Origin of the sequence: Streptomyces sp. 35G-GA-8 (genome assembly GCF_023534745.1) — a bacterium.
GTDB lineage: Bacteria > Actinomycetota > Actinomycetes > Streptomycetales > Streptomycetaceae > Streptomyces.
The window spans coordinates 582,868-599,505 of the sequence record NZ_JAMHJQ010000001.1; the positions used below are offsets into that span (position 1 = coordinate 582,868).

Annotated in this window: 14 protein-coding genes; 13 read left to right on the forward strand and 1 reads right to left on the reverse strand. The window is 71.8% G+C overall.

The annotated features are described in order from the left end of the window. Nucleotides 1-176 precede the first annotated feature (176 nt). From M1203_RS02525 to M1203_RS02540, 4 genes are all read left to right on the forward strand, one after another. Nucleotides 177-560, forward strand: coding sequence for a CU044_2847 family protein (locus M1203_RS02525; protein WP_249947782.1), 384 nt, complete (start codon nt 177-179; stop codon nt 558-560). Beyond that, nucleotides 557-2,521 (forward strand): trypsin-like peptidase domain-containing protein, encoded by a 1,965-nt coding sequence (locus tag M1203_RS38985; protein ID WP_249947783.1) that lies wholly within the window; start codon nt 557-559, stop codon nt 2,519-2,521. Before M1203_RS02525 ends, M1203_RS38985 begins: the two co-directional genes overlap by 4 nt. Before the next feature lie 63 nt (nt 2,522-2,584). Beyond that, entirely contained in the window at nt 2,585-3,589 is a 1,005-nt protein-coding gene (locus M1203_RS02535) for a MoxR family ATPase (RefSeq protein ID WP_249947784.1), read from the forward strand. Continuing rightward, nucleotides 3,579-7,241, forward strand: coding sequence for an SAV_2336 N-terminal domain-related protein (locus M1203_RS02540; protein WP_249947785.1), 3,663 nt, complete (start codon nt 3,579-3,581; stop codon nt 7,239-7,241). The genes M1203_RS02535 and M1203_RS02540 overlap by 11 nt, the downstream gene beginning before the upstream one ends. Nucleotides 7,242-7,249: 8 nt before the next feature. On the opposite strand, the gene M1203_RS02545 is transcribed toward M1203_RS02540, so the two are convergent. After that, nucleotides 7,250-8,416, reverse strand: coding sequence for a YihY/virulence factor BrkB family protein (locus tag M1203_RS02545; protein WP_249947786.1), 1,167 nt, complete (start codon nt 8,414-8,416; stop codon nt 7,250-7,252). A 17-nt stretch (nt 8,417-8,433) separates the two neighbouring features. Between M1203_RS02545 and M1203_RS02550 the strand changes: the two genes are divergently transcribed. From M1203_RS02550 to cysD, 9 genes are all read left to right on the forward strand, one after another. Further along, the gene (locus M1203_RS02550; protein WP_249947787.1) at nt 8,434-10,086 is read left to right on the forward strand and encodes an acyl-CoA dehydrogenase family protein; all 1,653 of its coding nucleotides are present in this window, start codon (nt 8,434-8,436) and stop codon (nt 10,084-10,086) included. Nucleotides 10,087-10,306: 220 nt separating this feature from the next. Beyond that, nucleotides 10,307-11,626 carry a helix-turn-helix domain-containing protein gene (locus M1203_RS02555; RefSeq protein ID WP_249947788.1) on the forward strand — a complete coding sequence of 440 codons (1,320 nt, stop codon included), beginning with the start codon at nt 10,307-10,309 and terminating at the stop codon, nt 11,624-11,626. Between the two features lie 71 nt (nt 11,627-11,697). Then, on the forward strand, nt 11,698-12,237 hold the full coding sequence (locus M1203_RS02560) for a GNAT family N-acetyltransferase (protein ID WP_249947789.1): 540 nt from the start codon (nt 11,698-11,700) through the stop codon (nt 12,235-12,237). A gap of 109 nt (nt 12,238-12,346) precedes the next feature. After that, entirely contained in the window at nt 12,347-12,430 is an 84-nt protein-coding gene (locus tag M1203_RS39175; protein WP_326614601.1) for a putative leader peptide, read from the forward strand. Nucleotides 12,431-12,567: 137 nt separating this feature from the next. Beyond that, entirely contained in the window at nt 12,568-14,265 is a 1,698-nt protein-coding gene (locus M1203_RS02565; protein ID WP_249947790.1) for a nitrite/sulfite reductase, read from the forward strand. Further along, nucleotides 14,262-14,438: a hypothetical protein gene (locus M1203_RS02570; protein WP_249947791.1), complete on the forward strand. Its 177-nt coding sequence runs from the start codon at nt 14,262-14,264 to the stop codon at nt 14,436-14,438. Before M1203_RS02565 ends, M1203_RS02570 begins: the two co-directional genes overlap by 4 nt. Next, a complete protein-coding gene (locus tag M1203_RS02575) occupies nt 14,435-15,136 on the forward strand; it encodes a phosphoadenylyl-sulfate reductase (protein WP_249947792.1) in 702 nt (233 codons plus the stop codon). The genes M1203_RS02570 and M1203_RS02575 overlap by 4 nt, the downstream gene beginning before the upstream one ends. Then, complete coding sequence (gene cysC, locus M1203_RS02580) at nt 15,133-15,702, forward strand: adenylyl-sulfate kinase (RefSeq protein WP_249947793.1); 570 nt, start codon at nt 15,133-15,135, stop codon at nt 15,700-15,702. The genes M1203_RS02575 and cysC overlap by 4 nt, the downstream gene beginning before the upstream one ends. After that, a complete protein-coding gene (gene cysD, locus M1203_RS02585; protein WP_249947794.1) occupies nt 15,699-16,637 on the forward strand; it encodes a sulfate adenylyltransferase subunit CysD in 939 nt (312 codons plus the stop codon). The genes cysC and cysD overlap by 4 nt, the downstream gene beginning before the upstream one ends. Nucleotide 16,638 lies beyond the last annotated feature (1 nt).

Sequence of the window (16,638 nt, forward strand, 5' to 3'; positions counted from 1 at the left end):
TTTCGCTGGGATCGCGCCGCGTACCCCGGCATCACAGCCGCGTACCCCGGCACCGAGCCGCGCGGCCCGATCGAAGCGAAAGACCCCAAAGCCTCGCCGGGAAGAGGGCCATTGATCCAGAATGGGCGTCCGGCGGGTCCGGCGGGACCTGAGATGTTTCGATCGCGGGGGCGACGATGACGGCACTGATGGAGTTCACCACCGACAGCGGTGCCACCGTCGTGGTGGAGGTCGACCGTGACACCCCCGGTGCCAGACCGGTGGCGCGCGGCAACTCCCTCGCGCAGGCGGGCCATACCTTCGGCGAGGCGCTCCAGGGGATCCGTTCGGCCGCGGAATCCGCCCTCGCGGTGTTCCGGGACGGCTCGCTCAAACCGGACGGTGTGGAGCTGGAGTTCGGGGTGAAGCTGATGGCGGAGGCGGGTGCGGTGATCGCCAAGACCTCGGCCGAGGGCCATATGACGGTCAAGCTCTCGTGGAACCCGGGCGCCGTCGACGGCCCGGCCGCCGCCACCGGGGACCCCGGATCGGCGGGGAGTCCGGGAACGGCGGGCCGGTGACGCGCTCTCCGGCCTGGCACGCCAGGGTCGACACCGACGGGGCGGTGGGCTCCGGCTTCCTCATCTCCGACCGTACGGTGCTGACCTGCGCCCATGTGGTGGCCGGCGACCGGGCCTCGGTGGTCTTCCCCGGCGCCCCGGGGCTCGCCCCCGTACCGGCCAGGGTCGTCGTACGGCCAGACGCCTGGACGGGCGGGGACCGCGACCCGGGCGATCTGGCCGTCCTGGAGCTGGCCCGGCCGCCGGGCCTCGCCCCCGCGGCCTTCGCCCCGCTCGACGCGCCGTACGCCTCGCCCGCGCCGAAGCTGGTGGCGTACGGCTTCCCCTACGGATACGGCGAAGAGGGCGTCCAGAGCGAATTACGCTCCGTCTCCAGCCAGTTGATCCGCGACGAGTGGGCACAGCTGGGTGGCTGGCGCGGTTACGGGCAGGAGACCGACCACGGCTTCAGCGGCGCCGCCGTGATGCTGGAGGGCACCGGCACGGTGGCCGGGATGGTCGTCTCGCACGACCCGGTGAGCCACACCAGCCGGATGATCCCGGCGCGGATCCTCGCGCGGCACTGGGCGCCGCTCGCCGAGCTCGTCCCCACCCCCGGCTATCCGAGCGAGGAGAAGCGGCGGCTGCGCGAACTGGTGGCCCGCGTCGGCTCGCCCGCGCGCGCCGGGGCCCTCGGCGGACTGCTGCGCGCCGCCGCAGGACCGCTGGGCGTCGAGCCGCCGCCCGGTGAGCCGGGCAGTCTCTGGGAGGCGGTCTGGTTCCTGCTGTCGGAGTCCCGGCGGCCGGAGCCGGGAGCGCTGCCGCTCGCCGAGCTCATGGTGCGGCTGGCCGGTCTGGTCGATGACGAGACGCTGGGCGCGGAGCTGCGCGACTGGTCCCGCGCGCACCGCGCGCGGCACGACCCACCGCCCGTGACGCCGCCCGCGCCGAGCCACAAGACCGTGGGCCTGCTGAGCCACGTGCCACTGACGCCGTCGTACACGGCGGACCACACCACATCGCTCGCCGCTCCGCACACGCCCGAGCACGCGGCACCGCACACGGCCGACCACGCGGCACCGCTCGCGGCCGAGCACGTCGTACCGTATGCCGCCGCCCCGGCCGTGGTCCCGGTCCCGGGACCGGCCGTCGGGACGCCGCCCGGCCACCCCGCCACCCGTCGCTGGTCGCCGATCCTCGTCGAGATCAAGCGCAGCGGGGCCGACCGCGGCGCGCTGCTGGTCGAGGTCTCCGCGTACCGCGACGGCGGCCGGCGGCTGGTCGGCGAGAAGCGATTGGCGGAGCGCGAGGTCCGGGCCTGGGTGCTGGACCGTATCGACGACGCCTTCGCCGAGATCGACACCGAGGGCAGGGAGCTGATCGCGTTCGCCCTGCCGCGCCGCTGGCTCAACAAGCCGGTCGACCAGTGGAGCGCGCGCAAGGGGATGAGCACACCGCTGGGGTGTGTCGCGCCGGTGGTGGTGATGGACCACGACCGGCGGGCCAACAAGCGGCTCCAGTTCCGGCTGAAGAAGATGTGGGACATGCTCGACCGGCAGCCGGGCTCGGCCGTCTACGGGGTCAACTGCGCGGGCACCGCCAGGCCCGAGTGGCTGACCGTACAACTCCAGGACGTGGTGGGCCCGGTGGGGCTGACCAGACCGCCCAGGGGCCCGCGCGACCGGCTGCACACCGCGGTACTGGACGCCCCGGCCCCGATCGTGCTCTGGCCCCGCACGGGCTGCGCCGACGGCGCGGCGTGCGGCGGCTCCTGCCGGGGCGCCGCGTTCCTGAACGCACTGGCCGACCAGCTCTCCGTGCTGCCGCCCGGCGATCTGCCCGAGCGGATCTTCGAACTGCGCAAGAGCGCCTTCGGCCACGAAGGACCCGAGCCGCACTGGGCCGCCGACCTCTCCTTCGTCTGGGAGGATCCGCGGTGGTTCCCCGATGTCCCCCCGCTGAGCACGATGCCGGTCGGCTGAGCCAGGGCGTGTCCTCAAAGTCCCGCCTGCCCGACGCCGCCGAACCGAGACCTGGAGAACGCGATGCCCCTGTGGCCGGTCTACACCGGAGCCGATGAACCCCACGACGGCATCGGGCGGTTGCCCGAGCCGCCGCCCTGGCGTGCCTTCAACGGCGGTCCCGTGATCGAGCCGCCCCAGGACGACCCGGCGCCCTCGCCGGACCGGGTGCACCGCGCGCAGGCGTACCGCGCGACGGAAGAGAGCGTCCAACTGGTCAACGCCGCGCTGTACTTGCGGCGGCCCCTGCTGGTGACGGGTCCTCCCGGCAGCGGCAAGTCGAGCCTCGCGTACGCGGTGGCGCGGGAGTTGGGGCTCGGTCCCGTACTGCGCTGGAACATCACCAGCCGCAGCGCGCTCGGCGACGGGCTCTACCAGTACGACCCGCTCTCCCGGCTCTACGCGGCGGGCCGGGGCCCGGAGAGCGGCGATCCCGAGCACACCAACATCGAGGACCATCTGCGGCTCGGCCCGCTGGGCACGGCGCTGCTGCCGTACGAGCGGCCCCGGGCGCTGCTGATCGACGAGATCGACAAGAGTGATCTCGATCTCCCGAACGATCTGCTGAACATCCTGGAGGAGGGCCAGTACGAGATCCCCGAGCTGGTGCGCGCCGCGCGGACCCGCTCCACCGCGGAGGTGCTGGTCGCCGACGCGGACCGGCTGGTGGCGCTGGAACGTGGCCGGGTACGCTGCCGCGCGTTCCCGTTCACCGTCCTGACCAGCAACGGGGAGCGGGAGTTCCCGCCGGCGTTTCTGCGGCGCTGCGTCACGCTGGAGCTGAAGCAGCCCGAGGCGGCCCATCTGGAGGCCATCGTCCAGGCGCATCTGGGCCCGCTCGACGGGCAGGCGCGGGAGCTGGTCCACCGCTTCCTGGAGCGCGGCAGCGGTGGTGAGCTGGCGACGGACCAGCTGCTCAACGCCATCTATCTGGCGCGGACTTCGGGGCTCGAAGCGCCGACGCGCGATGAGCTCGCGGACCGGCTGATGAGCTATCTGAGCCGGACGCCGGAACCCGATGACTTCTGACCGGGCCTCTGACCGCGCTCCTGAACGGGCGCTCTCCGAACTGGCCGCGCTGCGGGAGATGCTGACGGCGGCGGGTGGTGACCCGCCGACCGGCAGGGAACTGGCCGAGGTGCTGTGGCTGGCGACTCATGTACAGCCCGATCCGGAACCGGACGCCGAGCCCGAAACCGCCGCCGAAGCCGAGCCCGAGGACATTTTTCCGCCGCTCGGGCCGAACACCGCCGCCTGGCGCATGGCCATCTCCCACGGTGCTCCGCAGAGCCCGGATCCCGGGGGGATCGGGGTGTCCCGGGGGACGCGGACTCCCCCGGGACGGGCCATGCCGCACGCGGGTTCCGGCGATTCCCGTTCCCCGGACCACGCCGACGACATGATCGCCCTGCACAGCCGGGCGGTGCCCCCGCGCACCGAACCGGCTTCGCCCTCCCCGGCTCCGGACGCGCGGACCGAAGTGCTCGCCCCCGCCCCGCCGATGATCTCCCATCCACTCGCGGTCCAGCGGGCGTTGCGTCCACTGCGCAGGACCGTGCCGTCGCCGCGCGAGCGGGAGCTGGACGAGACGGGCACCGCGCACCGCATCGCCTCGCTCGGCGCCCGGCGCGGCCGGTGGCTGCCCGAGCTGCGGCCCGCACCGGAGCGCTGGCTCCATCTGCGGCTCGTCCTGGACTGCGGCCCGACGATGGCCATGTGGCAGCCGCTGGCGCGCGATCTGTACACGGCCTTCGGGCAGACGGGCGCGTTCCGTACGGTGGAGCTGGTACGGCTCGGCGCGGACGGTTCCGTACCCCCTCGGCAGTGGACCCCCGGGCGGACGATCGTGCTCGTCCTCAGCGACACGATGGGCCCGCAGTGGCGGCCGGAACTGTTCGCAGCGGCGGGGGACGCGGGACGGCGGTGGTACCGGACGCTGCGGCGCTGGACCCGTGAACTGCCGGTGGCCGTGATCCAGCCGCTGCCGGAGCGGATGTGGCGGCACACCCCGCCACAGCCGGTGCCGGGGCTGTTCACGGCGGCCGGTCCCGGGGCTCCCACCACCGCGCTGGGCTTCACACCGTACGACGGCGAGGCACGAGGCATTCCCGTGCCGGTGCTCGAACCGACTGCGGAGTGGCTCGGCCACTGGGCCGGGTTGGTGGCCTCCCCTGCCGGAGCCGAATTCCCGGGAGCGGCGGCCCTGTTGCCCGCCGGACCGATGGCCGGGCGTTCCGCGGCGCTCCCGGGGGAGGACGGGGCCGGTCTGATCGCGTGGGACCTGTCGGCGAAGGAGCTGGTGCTGCGCTTCCGCTCGGTCTCCTCCCCGCAGGCGGTCCGGCTGGCGGCCCATCTGGCGGTGGGTCCACCGCACTTGCCGGTGATGCGGCTCGTACAGGCGGCCATCGAGGAACATCCGCAGCCGCAGCATCTGGCGGAGGTGGTGCTGAGCGGCATGCTCACGGCCGTACCGGGCCCCGCGGGCTCCTACGACTTCCGGCCCGGCGTGCGTGAACTGCTGCTCGGTGCGCTGCCGCGTACGGGGCTGGCCCACACGGTCGGCCTGCTCGAACGGGTGGGGGCGGTGATCGAGTCGCGCGCGGGGTCGGCGCGCGGAGAGTTCCGGGCGCTGCTGGCCGGCGGCGGCCCGGCGGGGTACGGCCGGGCGGCGGGCGAACCGTTCGCGCTGGTGAGCCGGGAGAGCGTACGGCTGCTGCGGGGGTCCGAGCCGGAGAACGGCGAGCGAGTGGTGGCCGGGCGGTACCGGCTGGTGGAGGTCATCGACCGCGGTGCGTACGGCGCGGTGTGGCGCGCGCGCGACCGGTACCGCACGGTCCTCGTCAAGATCTTCGACCACCCGGGGATGACCCGCGAATCCCTCTGGGCGATGGCGCGATCGGAGCAGGACTCCGCCACCTGGCTGCGGCACCCCGGCGTGGTGAAGCTTCACGAGAGCGGCACGGACAGCGGCGTCGCCCACCTGGTCAGCGAGCCTCTGGAGGGGAGCACCCTTCGCGAACTCATGGTGAAGAACGGCCGCCGTCCGCTCCCCGTGGGCGAGATCATCGGTATCGCGTCACAGGTGCTCGATGTGCTGTCCTATGCCGGAGCGAAGAACGTCCGGCCGGAGCCGCCTTCCCTGACCAACATCGTCCGGCTGCCGGACGGCACGGTGAAACTCCTCGGCCTCGGGGCCGCTCATCGGGACGACGAGGCCTCCGACGAGCTCCATGCCGTGGGCCGTGTGCTGTTCGAACTCGGCACCGGCCTCGACCCCACCGCCACCGCGCAGGCCCCGCGACCGCTGCGACGGCTGCCCCCCTCACTGGAGGTGCCGATCCTGAATCTTCTCTCCGACGTCCCCGAGACCCGCCGACGCGGCGCCGACGCGCTGAGGTCGCGTGTACCGGGGAGCACATGGCAGTACGGCGTACTGGGGCCGCTGAGGGCGGTACACGGCGGGCGCGACCGTACACCCGCCTCGCCCGCGGGGCGGATCGTCCTCAGCCGACTGCTGCTGGCGGGCGACGAGCCGGTGTCCGGGGAGGAGTTGGGCCTCGCTCTGGGGAGCGCGCGATCGCCGTGGGACGAGACCCTCGTCACGGATGTCCTCGATGTCCTGCTGGACGACGGGCATGCCGTGGAGGGACCCGACGGGGCCTACCGTCTGCGGCTCGAAACCGAGTTGGACCTCTCCGTCGCGGCACGGCTGGCCTCCGACGCGCGTCGCGCGGCGGAGGCGGGCGAGACCGGGCGTGCCGCCGGGCTGTACGAGGCGGCGCTCGGGCACTGGTACGGCGAGCCGCTGGAGGGCGTCGAGGGCGCCTGGGCGAAGCAGGAGCGTGCGCGACTGCGCAGGTGGCAGCGCTCGTTGGAGGCCGCGCGCGACGCGCTGCCGGAGCCGGGCGCGACAACTCCGCCGCGGGCCGCGCCCCCGCAGCAGGCCATGCTCCCGCAGCAAGCCATGATCCCGCAGCAGACCGCGCCCCCGCCCGAGACCGCCGCCCCACCGGAGGCTCCACCTCCGGACGTCCAGGGCGACGATGTCCACCTCTCCATCGGTGGCGCCGAGTTGTGGGGTGTCCCCCAGGACACCCGTACCGAAGCCTCGCTGGTCTTCGTCCCCCGGCTCCGGCGGGCGTGCCGGGAGGCGTTCGGCGATCCGGGCGTCTTCGAGGAGCGTGGCACCGCCACGGTCCCGGACGCCCTGCTCCGGGTCACTGCCGCACCGGAATACACCCTGGCCCAGGTGCTCGACCGGCTCACCGACCCGTTCGCCCCGACCCTCACCGAGGGGATGTCACGCCTGCTCTTCCCGCTGCCGGTGACGCTGACCATCCATCTCCACTCCGGGCCGCCCGACCCCCTGGCCCTGGAACTGGAGCGGAAGTCCCCGGCCCTGGGATCGCTGGGCGGCCTGGGGTTCGGGAGGATCGCCATGACGCTGGGGCTACGGGACGACCTGTACCGGCGCGCCGGGGCGCCCGAGGGCTACCTCCCCTTCGACACGGCGGCCGAGGACGGAACCACCCATGTCGTCTGGTACCGAGTGATCCACTACGCGCCGCCCAAACCCCCCGCCCGGCCCTCCTGGTGGCGCCGTCTCCTCGGCGGCGATACCGCCGAGGACGAGAACCCGGAGAGCCGGGGGAATACCGAAAGGCCGCCGGACAGGCCCTGACTACGGCTCTAACTTCCCTGTCCGTCCCCGCCCTTGTCACGGTTGTCCCGAGTCCCGTGCAACCCCGACCTCATCCGCGACTTGAGATCGTCGGGCGGCAGGAACCTGGACCATCGCTCCGGGAACTCCGAGGGCATGTCCGGATCGGTCACATCGTCGTCCTGCGGCCCTTCCTGCCCCTCCATCCCGTTCGTACGGGCCACCAGCTCCGCCGCCTGGGCGGCGCGCAGCCGCTCGTTGGCCGCCCGCGCCGCCGCGGTGGCGACCGATGGCCAGACCCGGTCGATGGCGGCGTTGACCGCCGCGCCCACCAGCACCGCGAACGCGGAGACGCCGATCCAGAGCAGCACGGCGATGGGGGCGGCGAGGGACCCGTAGATCGTGGGGCCCTCGACCGCGTTGGAGAGATAGATCCGGAGCAGGAAGCTGCCGAGCACCCACATCCCCAGAGCGACCAGACCGCCGGGAAGGTCCTCGATCCAGCGGGAGCGTGCCGGTACGGACACGTGGTACAGCGTGGTGAGGAAGACGATGGAGAGCAGGATCACCACGGGCCAGTAGAGGATGCTGACGACCTCCGTGCCCCAGGGGATGAGCTCGACGACCCGGTCGGGGCCCACCACCGCGAGCGGCAGCACCACCGCGCCGATCACGATCGCCACGAGATACAGCAGGAAGGCGAGCAGCCGGGTCGCGACGATGCCGCGCCGGCCGTCGAGCCCGTACATCACGGTGATGGTGTCGACGAAGACATTGACCGCGCGGGAGCCGGACCAGAGCGCGATCGCGAAGCCGAGCGAGATCACATCGGGCCGCCCGCCGTGCGTGATGTCCTTCAGCAGGGGTTTGGCGATCTCGTCGACACCTCGCTCCGAGAGCACCGTACCGGCCGCCGAGAGGATGTTCTTCTCGATGGAGGCGACGGTGGTGGTGTTGGTCCAGTCGTCCACATAGCCGAGCAGCCCGATGAGGCCGAGCAGCAGCGGGGGCAGCGAGAGCAGTGTGAAGAACGCCGCCTCGGCCGCGAGCCCCAGGATGCGGTACTCGATGCACGAGTTGACGGTGTCCTTCAGCAGCAGCCAGGCCATCTTCCGTTTGGATACGTCGCGATAGAGGACTCGGGCCCGGTGGAGTCGACCCGCTGGTCGCTCGGGTGTTTCTTTTGCTGCCTGCACCTCCTTACCGTATCGGCATGGCAGCCAGCACCCACACAGTGACCAACCAGGTTCCGCCCCTGGTGGGGTACGACGTCTTCAACGCCGACCGTGCCCTGACCGAGGGCGTGGAGCGGCACAGCGCGCCCGCACTCCTCGACGAGACCCGCGCGGAGCTGACGGCCCTCGGCCGGGCCGCCGGATCCGCCGAGGTCCAGGAGTGGGGTGCGCTGGCCAATGAGAATCCCCCGAAGCTGCGCACGCATGACCGCTACGGGAACCGGATCGACGAGGTGGACTTCCATCCGGCCTGGCATCAGCTGCTGGGACGCTCGGTCGAGGTGGGGCTGACCGACGCCTGGGGCCGGCCGGGTGGCCATCTGCGCCGTGCGGCCGGCTTCTTCGTCTGGACGCAGGTGGAGGCCGGGAACGGCTGCCCGGTGTCGATGACACACGCCGCGGTCCCCGCCCTGCGCACAGATCCGGCGTCGGCCGCCGAGTGGGAGCCGAGACTGACCTCCCACCGCTACGAGCCGGGGCTGCGGCCCGCCGGGGAGAAGGCCGGCGCGCTCTTCGGGATGGGCATGACGGAGAAGCAGGGGGGCAGCGACGTACGGGCCAACACGACGCGTGCGGTGCCGCTCGACGGGGGCGAGGAGTATCTGCTCACCGGGCACAAGTGGTTCTGTTCCGCGCCGATGTGCGACGGGTTTCTCGTGCTGGCGCAGGCGCCCGGCGGTCTGACCTGCTTCCTCGTACCGCGCGTGCTGGCCGACGGCACCCGCAATGTGTTCCGTATCCAGCGGCTCAAGGACAAGCTGGGCAACCGTTCCAACGCGTCCGCCGAGGTCGAGTTCGACGGGACGTGGGCGCGCCGGGTCGGTGAGGAGGGCCGCGGGGTGCGCACCATCATCGAGATGGTGGCGGCGACCCGGCTCGACTGTGTGCTGGGCTCGGCCGCGCTGATGCGGCAGTCGGTGGCGCAGGCGGTGCATCACACCACGTATCGCGGCGCGTTCGGCGGTGAGTTGATCGACAAGCCGTTGATGCGCAACGTACTGGCCGATCTGGCGCTGGAGTCGGAGGCGGCGACGACGCTCGCGCTGCGGCTGGCGTCCGCGTACGACACCGTCCAGGACGGCGGCGACGGCGCGGACCGGGAGCGGGCCTTTCTGCGGCTCGCGGTGCCCGCGGCCAAGTACTGGGTGACCAAACGCTGTACGCCGCTGGTGGCCGAGGCGCTTGAGTGCCTGGGCGGCAATGGCTATGTGGAGGAGTCGGGTATGCCCCGGCTGCTGCGCGAGTCACCGCTCAACTCGATCTGGGAGGGCTCGGGGAATGTGCAGGCCCTTGACGTACTGCGGGCCCTCCAGCGCGAGCCGGAGGCGCTGAACGCGGTGCTCCAGGAGGTCGGCGAGGCGCGGGGAGCCGATCACCGGCTGGACGGCGCGATCAAGGGACTGCTGACCGAACTGGCGGATCTGTCCGGCGTCGAGGCGCGGGCCCGGCGGCTGGTGGAACGGCTGGCGCTGGTGCTCCAGGGCTCGCTGCTGGTGCGGTGGGCGCCGCCGGAGGTGGCCGACGCGTTCTGCGCCTCACGGCTGGGCGGGGACTGGGGTACGGCCTTCGGCACGCTGCCCCACACACTCGATCTGGCGTCCGTCGTGGACCGGGCGCGGCCGGTCGGCTGACGGGGCCCGCCGGACAGGCGCTGAGGCGCTGTCCGAGGGGGCCCGCCGGACAGGCGCTGAGGCGCTGTCCGGCGGCAGGCCGGGGTGGCGCCGCGCCGACACGGCACCACCCCTGACTTGTTTTCACTTTCACGTACTCGCCCGCGGTCCGCCAGAGTTGCAGGCCGTTGCATGCGGGCGCGCTGGATATCCGTTGCACCGCAGGTGACCCGGGGGCCCGATGAAGGACGTACCGCTGAAGGACACACCGCTGAACGACGGGCCGCTCGATCTGACGCGCCTCATGGCCATGGACGGTGCGCGGGCCGCCCGGCTGCTGCACCGGGTACGGGACGCCGCGCTGGCGGGTGAGCGGCCACCGGTGGCTCCCCGGCCGGTGATCGAGGCGTCCTGGCGGCGGATGCTCGGGCTCGGTCTTGACCCCGACCGGTCCGCGTACGGAGTGCTGCTGGGGCCGGACGAACTGGAGCAGCGCAGGCGTGCCTCCGTGCTGAGCGAGGCGATGGACACGCTCAGCGGCGCGCTCCGCGAGATCGTCCACTCCTCGCACCAGGTGATGGTGGTGACCGATGACGAGGGACGGGTGCTGTGGCGGGAGGGCCCTCCCGCCACGCTGCGGCAGGCGGACGGCATCTGTCTGGAAGAGGGCGCCGCCTGGTCGGAGAGGGCCATGGGGACCAATGCGATCGGCACGGCGCTGGCGATGCGCACGCCGGTACAGGTCCACTCGGCCGAGCATTTCGTGCACGGTCTGCACACCTGGACCTGCGCGGCGTCACCGGTGCACGATCCGCGCGACGGGCGGCTGCTGGGGGTGGTCGATGTGAGCGGCCCCGCAACGGGCTTCCATCCGACGACGCTGGCGCTGGTCAGTTCCGTCGCCCGGCTCGCGGAGAGCGAGCTGCGCCAGCGGCACGGCAGGGCCGTGGAGCGGTTGCGTTCGGTGGCGGCGCCGATCCTGTGCCGGCTGGGGGGCCGCGCCCTGGCCGTCGACCTTCATGGCTGGACGGCCGCGGTGACGGGCATGCCGCCGGTGGACCGGCTGCCGCTGCCGAAGACACTGCGGGCCGGCCGGCTGTGGCAGCCCTCGCTGGGCATGTGCTCGGTCGAGCCGCTGCCGGGCGGCTGGCTCATACAGGTGGACGAGGAGTGTCCGCACAGTGAGACGATCAGCCGGGTGGTGCTGGACCTGAGCCGCCCGCGGCGCTGGTCGGTCGCGGTGTCCGGGTCGGCGGGCAGCTGGGCGCAGGAGCTGACCCCGCGCCATGCCGAGCTGCTGTACATCCTGGCGGTGCACCGGGCCGGCCGCAGTGCGGCGGAGCTGGCGGGCGATGTGTTCGGCGACCCCACCAGGACGGTGACCGTACGGGCCGAGATGTCGCGGGTGCGGCGCCATCTGTCGGGTGTGCTGGCGCACCGGCCCTACCGGTTCAGCGAGGAGGTCGAGGTGGAGGTCGTGCGGCCGCGGGACCCCGCCGATCTGCTGCCGCACTCGACGGCCCCTGCGGTGCTCGACGCGCGGCGGCTGCCCTGTCCCTGAGGGGCGGTGGGGCCCGGCGGGTACGGGGGCCGCTTCCCTGGGCGTGGGGGCGGCGTGGTTCGCTGGCCGGTATGAGCATCTCTGTGACCACCTGGTCCCTGGAACAGACCTCGCCCGACGATCTGCGGCCCGCGGCGGAGCCGCCGGGCGAGGTGCGGATCGTACGGGCGGAGGTGCCGTCGGCGGAGTTCAGCCGGTTCCTGTACACGGCCGTGGGCGACGATGTGAGCTGGCATGACCGGCTCCCGCTGACGCGGGAGCGGTGGCAGGAGATCATCGCCGCGCCCGGTGTGGAGACCTGGGTGGCGTATGAGCGGGGCACCCCGGCGGGGTATATCGAGCTGGCGGCGCAGGACGGGGCCACGGTCGAGATCGTGTACTTCGGGCTGATCCCGGCCTTCCGGGGCCGGCGCATCGGCGGCCATCTGCTGTCGTACGGGGTGGCCAGGGCCTGGGATCTGGCCGAGCGGTGGCCGGGGACGGAACCGACGAAGCGGGTCTGGCTGCACACCTGCTCGAAGGACGGGCCGTACGCCATGGACAACTATCTGCGCCGGGGCTTCAGGCTCTTCGACACCAAGGTCGAGGAGGAGCCCCCGGCCACCGCGTAAACCCCGGGAGCCCGTGACGGTCGCCACATCGTCTCGCCATTTGAGACGTATAAATCCACATGATGGATAGCAGTGGACTGCCCGGAGATCTGCGTGCCACGCTTCCGTCATGTCCCGAGCTGGAATTGCCTTGGTGAGTCGGCTGCACGTCGACCTCGGCCGCATGTCCAGCGCCATCTGTCCGGCGGGCTGAGAGTCCCAGCACCGCCGCGATCCAGCGCTTTCCCGCTCTCCCGATTTCTCCTCTGACCCTGCCGCGCACCGCCGCGCCCACGCGCGAGTGTGCGGCTCAGAGCCGCCCTCCTGCATGTCTCGAAGGACGTATCCGCCATGGCCGCCACCCCGGAAAAGCCCTCCAGTGCCACGCCACGCCGCAAGGTGAGCCGTCACCGCGGTGAGGGCCAGTGGGCCGTGGGTCACTTCACTCCGCTCAACGGCAATGAGCAGTTCAAGAAGGACGACGACGGCCTCAATGTGCGAGCGCGCATCGAGAACATCTACTCCAAGGCCGGGTTCGACTCGATCGACCCCAATGATCTGCGCGGCCGGATGCGCTGGTGGGGTCTCTACACCCAGCGCAAGCCCGGGATCGACGGCGGCAAGACCGCGATCCTGGAGCCGGAGGAGCTGGACGACGAGTACTTCATGCTGCGGGTACGGATCGACGGCGGCCGGCTGACGACCGAGCAGTTGCGGGTCATCGGGGAGATCTCGCAGGAGTTCGCGCGCGGGACGGCCGACATCACCGACCGGCAGAACATCCAGTACCACTGGATCCGGATCGAGGACGTGCCGGAGATCTGGAACCGGCTCGAAGCGGTGGGGCTCTCCACGACCGAGGCCTGCGGTGACACCCCCCGCGTGATCCTCGGTTCGCCCGTGGCCGGTATCGCCGAGGACGAGATCATCGACGGCACCCCGGCGATCGACGAGATCCAGCGCCGGATCATCGGCAACCCCGACTTCTCCAATCTGCCGCGCAAGTTCAAGTCCGCGATCTCCGGATCGCCGTCGCTGGACGTGGCACACGAGATCAACGACATCGCGTTCGTCGGGGTGAACCACCCGGAGCACGGCCCCGGCTTCGACCTCTGGGTCGGCGGCGGGCTCTCCACCAACCCCAAGATCGGCCAACGGCTCGGTGCCTGGGTGCCGCTCGACGAGATCCCGGACGTCTACACCGGTGTCATCTCGGTCTTCCGTGACTACGGCTACCGCCGGCTGCGCACCCGCGCCCGGCTGAAGTTCCTGCTCGCCGACTGGGGCGCGGAGAAGTTCCGCCGGATCCTTCAGGAGGAGTACCTCAAGCGCGAGCTGGTCGACGGCCCCGCGCCCGAGCAGCCCGTACACCGCTGGCGGGACCATGTCGGTGTGCACCGGCAGCGCGACGGCCGCTTCTACGTCGGGTTCGCGCCCCGCGTCGGCCGGGTCGACGGCGCCACGCTGACAAAGATCGCCGAGCTGGCGGCGGCGCACGGCTCCGGTCGGCTGCGTACCACCGCCGAGCAGAAGATGATCGTGCTCGATGTGGCGGAGGACCGGATCGACTCGCTGGTGGCCGGTCTTGAGGCGCTGGACCTGCGGGTCAGTCCTTCACCGTTCCGGCGCGGCACGATGGCCTGCACCGGTATCGAGTTCTGCAAGCTGGCGATCGTCGAGACCAAGCGGCGCGGTGCCACGCTCATCGACGAACTGGAGCGCCGTATCCCGGAGTTCGACGAGCCGATCACGATCAACGTCAACGGCTGCCCGAACGCCTGCGCCCGTATCCAGACAGCGGACATCGGTCTCAAGGGCCAGCTGGTGCTGGACAAGGACGGCAATCAGGTCGAGGGCTTCCAGGTGCATCTGGGTGGCGCGCTGGGCCTGGAGGCCGGATTCGGCCGCAAGGTGCGCGGTCTGAAGGTCACCTCCGAGGAGCTGCCCGACTATGTCGAGCGGGTGCTCGGGCGGTTCCAGAAGGAGCGCGAGGACGGCGAGCGCTTCGCCAGCTGGGCGGCGCGGGCCTCCGAGGAGGCGCTGTCATGAGTGAGCGCGCGGCTCCCTTCTACTGCCCGTACTGCGGCGACGAGGACCTGCGTCCGAATGAGCAGGGCCATGGCGCGTGGGAATGCGCGGCATGCAATCGCGCCTTCCAGTTGAAGTTCCTCGGGCTGCTGGCCCGCGGACTCCAACGGAGCGACGGAGGCGAAGAGATATGACGGCACGAACGGAGACCGACGATCCCCGGGCCCTGGCCGAGCGCGCGGGCCGCGCGCTGGAGGACGCCCCCGCCCTGGAGATCCTGACCTGGGCGGTCGACACCTTCGGCGCGCGGTTCTGCGTGACCTCCTCGATGGAGGACGCGGTGGTCGCCCATCTCGCCTCCCGGGTGCGGCCCGGAGTCGATGTGGTCTTCCTCGACACCGGCTACCACTTCCCCGAGACCATCGGCACCCGGGACGCGGTGGACGCCGTGATGGACGTCCGGGTCATCACGCTCACCCCGCACAGGACCGTCGCGGAGCAGGACGCCGAGCACGGCCCCCGGCTGCATGACCGCGACCCCGATCTGTGCTGCGCCCTGCGCAAGGTCGCGCCCCTTGAGGAGGGCCTGGCGGGATACGACGCCTGGGCCACAGGACTGCGCCGCGACGAGTCCCCGACCCGGGCCCATACCCCGGTCGTGGGCTGGGACGAGAAGCGCGGCAAGGTCAAGGTCTCCCCGATCGCCCGGTGGACGCAGGCCGATGTGGACGCCTATGTCACCGAGCACGGGGTGCTCACCAACCCACTGCTGCTGGACGGTTACGCCTCCGTCGGATGCGCCCCCTGCACCCGACGGGTGCTGGAGGGCGAGGACGCGCGCGCCGGGCGCTGGGCCGGACGCGGCAAGACCGAGTGCGGGCTGCACGGATGACGGACCATCAGGAGGGGCGTGTGAGCGCGACGGAGCAGGGCGCGACGGTCTGGCTCACCGGACTGCCGAGCGCGGGCAAGACGACCATCGCGAACGCGCTGGCGGACCGGCTGCGTGCCGAGGGCCATCGCGTCGAGGTGCTGGACGGCGACGAGATCCGGGAATTCCTCTCCGCGGGCCTCGGCTTCGGCCGCGAGGACCGGCACACCAATGTGCAGCGCGTCGGCTTCGTCGCCGAACTGCTCGCGTCGAACGGCGTCAAGGCGCTGGTGCCGGTGATCGCGCCGTACGCCGACAGCCGTGAGGCGGTGCGCAAGCGCCATCAGACCGAGGGCACCGGGTATCTGGAGGTGCATGTGGCCACGCCGGTCGAGGTGTGCTCCGTACGCGATGTGAAGGGGCTGTACGCCAAGCAGGCGGCCGGCGAGATCTCCGGGCTGACCGGGGTGGACGACCCCTACGAGGCGCCGGACTCGCCCGATCTCCGGATCGAGTCGCACACCCAGTCCGTAGCGGAGTCCGCCGCCGCGCTCCACGCACTGCTCACCGAGAGGGGTCTGGCGTGACCACCACCGTCGCCGCCGTCACCGAGGGCACGGACGCCCCGTACGCGCTGAGCCATCTGGACGCCCTGGAGTCCGAGGCGGTCCATATCTTCCGCGAGGTGGCGGGCGAGTTCGAGCGGCCGGTGATCCTCTTCTCCGGCGGCAAGGACTCGATCGTGATGCTGCATCTGGCGCTGAAGGCGTTCGCGCCCGCGCCGGTGCCGTTCTCGCTGCTCCATGTCGACACCGGGCACAACTTCCCCGAGGTGCTGGAGTACCGCGACCGTACGGTGGCCGCTCATGGACTGCGGCTCCATGTCGCGTCCGTGCAGGAGTACATCGACACGGGGAAGCTGCGCGAGCGGCCCGACGGCACCCGTAATCCGCTCCAGACGGTGCCGCTCACCGAGAAGATCCAGGCCGAGCGGTTCGACGCGGTCTTCGGCGGTGGCCGGCGCGACGAGGAGAAGGCCCGCGCCAAGGAGCGGGTGTTCTCGCTGCGCGACGAGTTCTCGCAGTGGGACCCGCGCCGTCAGCGGCCCGAGCTGTGGCACCTCTACAACGGCCGGCACGCCCCCGGCGAGCATGTCCGCGTCTTCCCGCTCTCCAACTGGACCGAGCTGGACGTCTGGCAGTACATCGCCCGCGAGGACATCGAACTCCCGGAGATCTACTTCGCCCACGAGCGGGAGGTCTTCAAGCGCTCCGGCATGTGGCTGACCGCCGGGGAGTGGGGCGGCCCCAAGGAGTCCGAGACCGTCGAGAAGCGCCTGGTGCGCTACCGCACGGTCGGTGACATGTCCTGCACCGGCGCCGTCGACTCCGACGCCACCACGCTCGACGCGGTGATCGCCGAGATCGCCGCCTCCCGGCTCACCGAGCGCGGCGCGACCCGCGCCGACGACAAGCTGTCCGAGGCCGCGATGGAAGACCGCAAGCGCGAGGGGTACTTCTAGC

What these genes read in the sequence shown, in the direction of transcription:
- M1203_RS02540 (WP_249947785.1), top strand. Translation starts at nt 3,579, where the DNA reads ATGACTTCTGACCGGGCCTCTGACCGCGCTCCTGAACGGGCGCTCTCC.
- M1203_RS02570 (WP_249947791.1), top strand. Translation starts at nt 14,262, where the DNA reads ATGAGTGAGCGCGCGGCTCCCTTCTACTGCCCGTACTGCGGCGACGAG.
- M1203_RS02550 (WP_249947787.1), top strand. Translation starts at nt 8,434, where the DNA reads ATGGCAGCCAGCACCCACACAGTGACCAACCAGGTTCCGCCCCTGGTG.
- M1203_RS39175 (WP_326614601.1), top strand. Translation starts at nt 12,347, where the DNA reads ATGTCCCGAGCTGGAATTGCCTTGGTGAGTCGGCTGCACGTCGACCTC.
- M1203_RS02555 (WP_249947788.1), top strand. Translation starts at nt 10,307, where the DNA reads ATGAAGGACGTACCGCTGAAGGACACACCGCTGAACGACGGGCCGCTC.
- M1203_RS02575 (WP_249947792.1), top strand. Translation starts at nt 14,435, where the DNA reads ATGACGGCACGAACGGAGACCGACGATCCCCGGGCCCTGGCCGAGCGC.
- M1203_RS02560 (WP_249947789.1), top strand. Translation starts at nt 11,698, where the DNA reads ATGAGCATCTCTGTGACCACCTGGTCCCTGGAACAGACCTCGCCCGAC.
- M1203_RS02535 (WP_249947784.1), top strand. Translation starts at nt 2,585, where the DNA reads ATGCCCCTGTGGCCGGTCTACACCGGAGCCGATGAACCCCACGACGGC.
- M1203_RS02525 (WP_249947782.1), top strand. Translation starts at nt 177, where the DNA reads ATGACGGCACTGATGGAGTTCACCACCGACAGCGGTGCCACCGTCGTG.
- M1203_RS02565 (WP_249947790.1), top strand. Translation starts at nt 12,568, where the DNA reads ATGGCCGCCACCCCGGAAAAGCCCTCCAGTGCCACGCCACGCCGCAAG.
- cysC (WP_249947793.1), top strand. Translation starts at nt 15,133, where the DNA reads ATGACGGACCATCAGGAGGGGCGTGTGAGCGCGACGGAGCAGGGCGCG.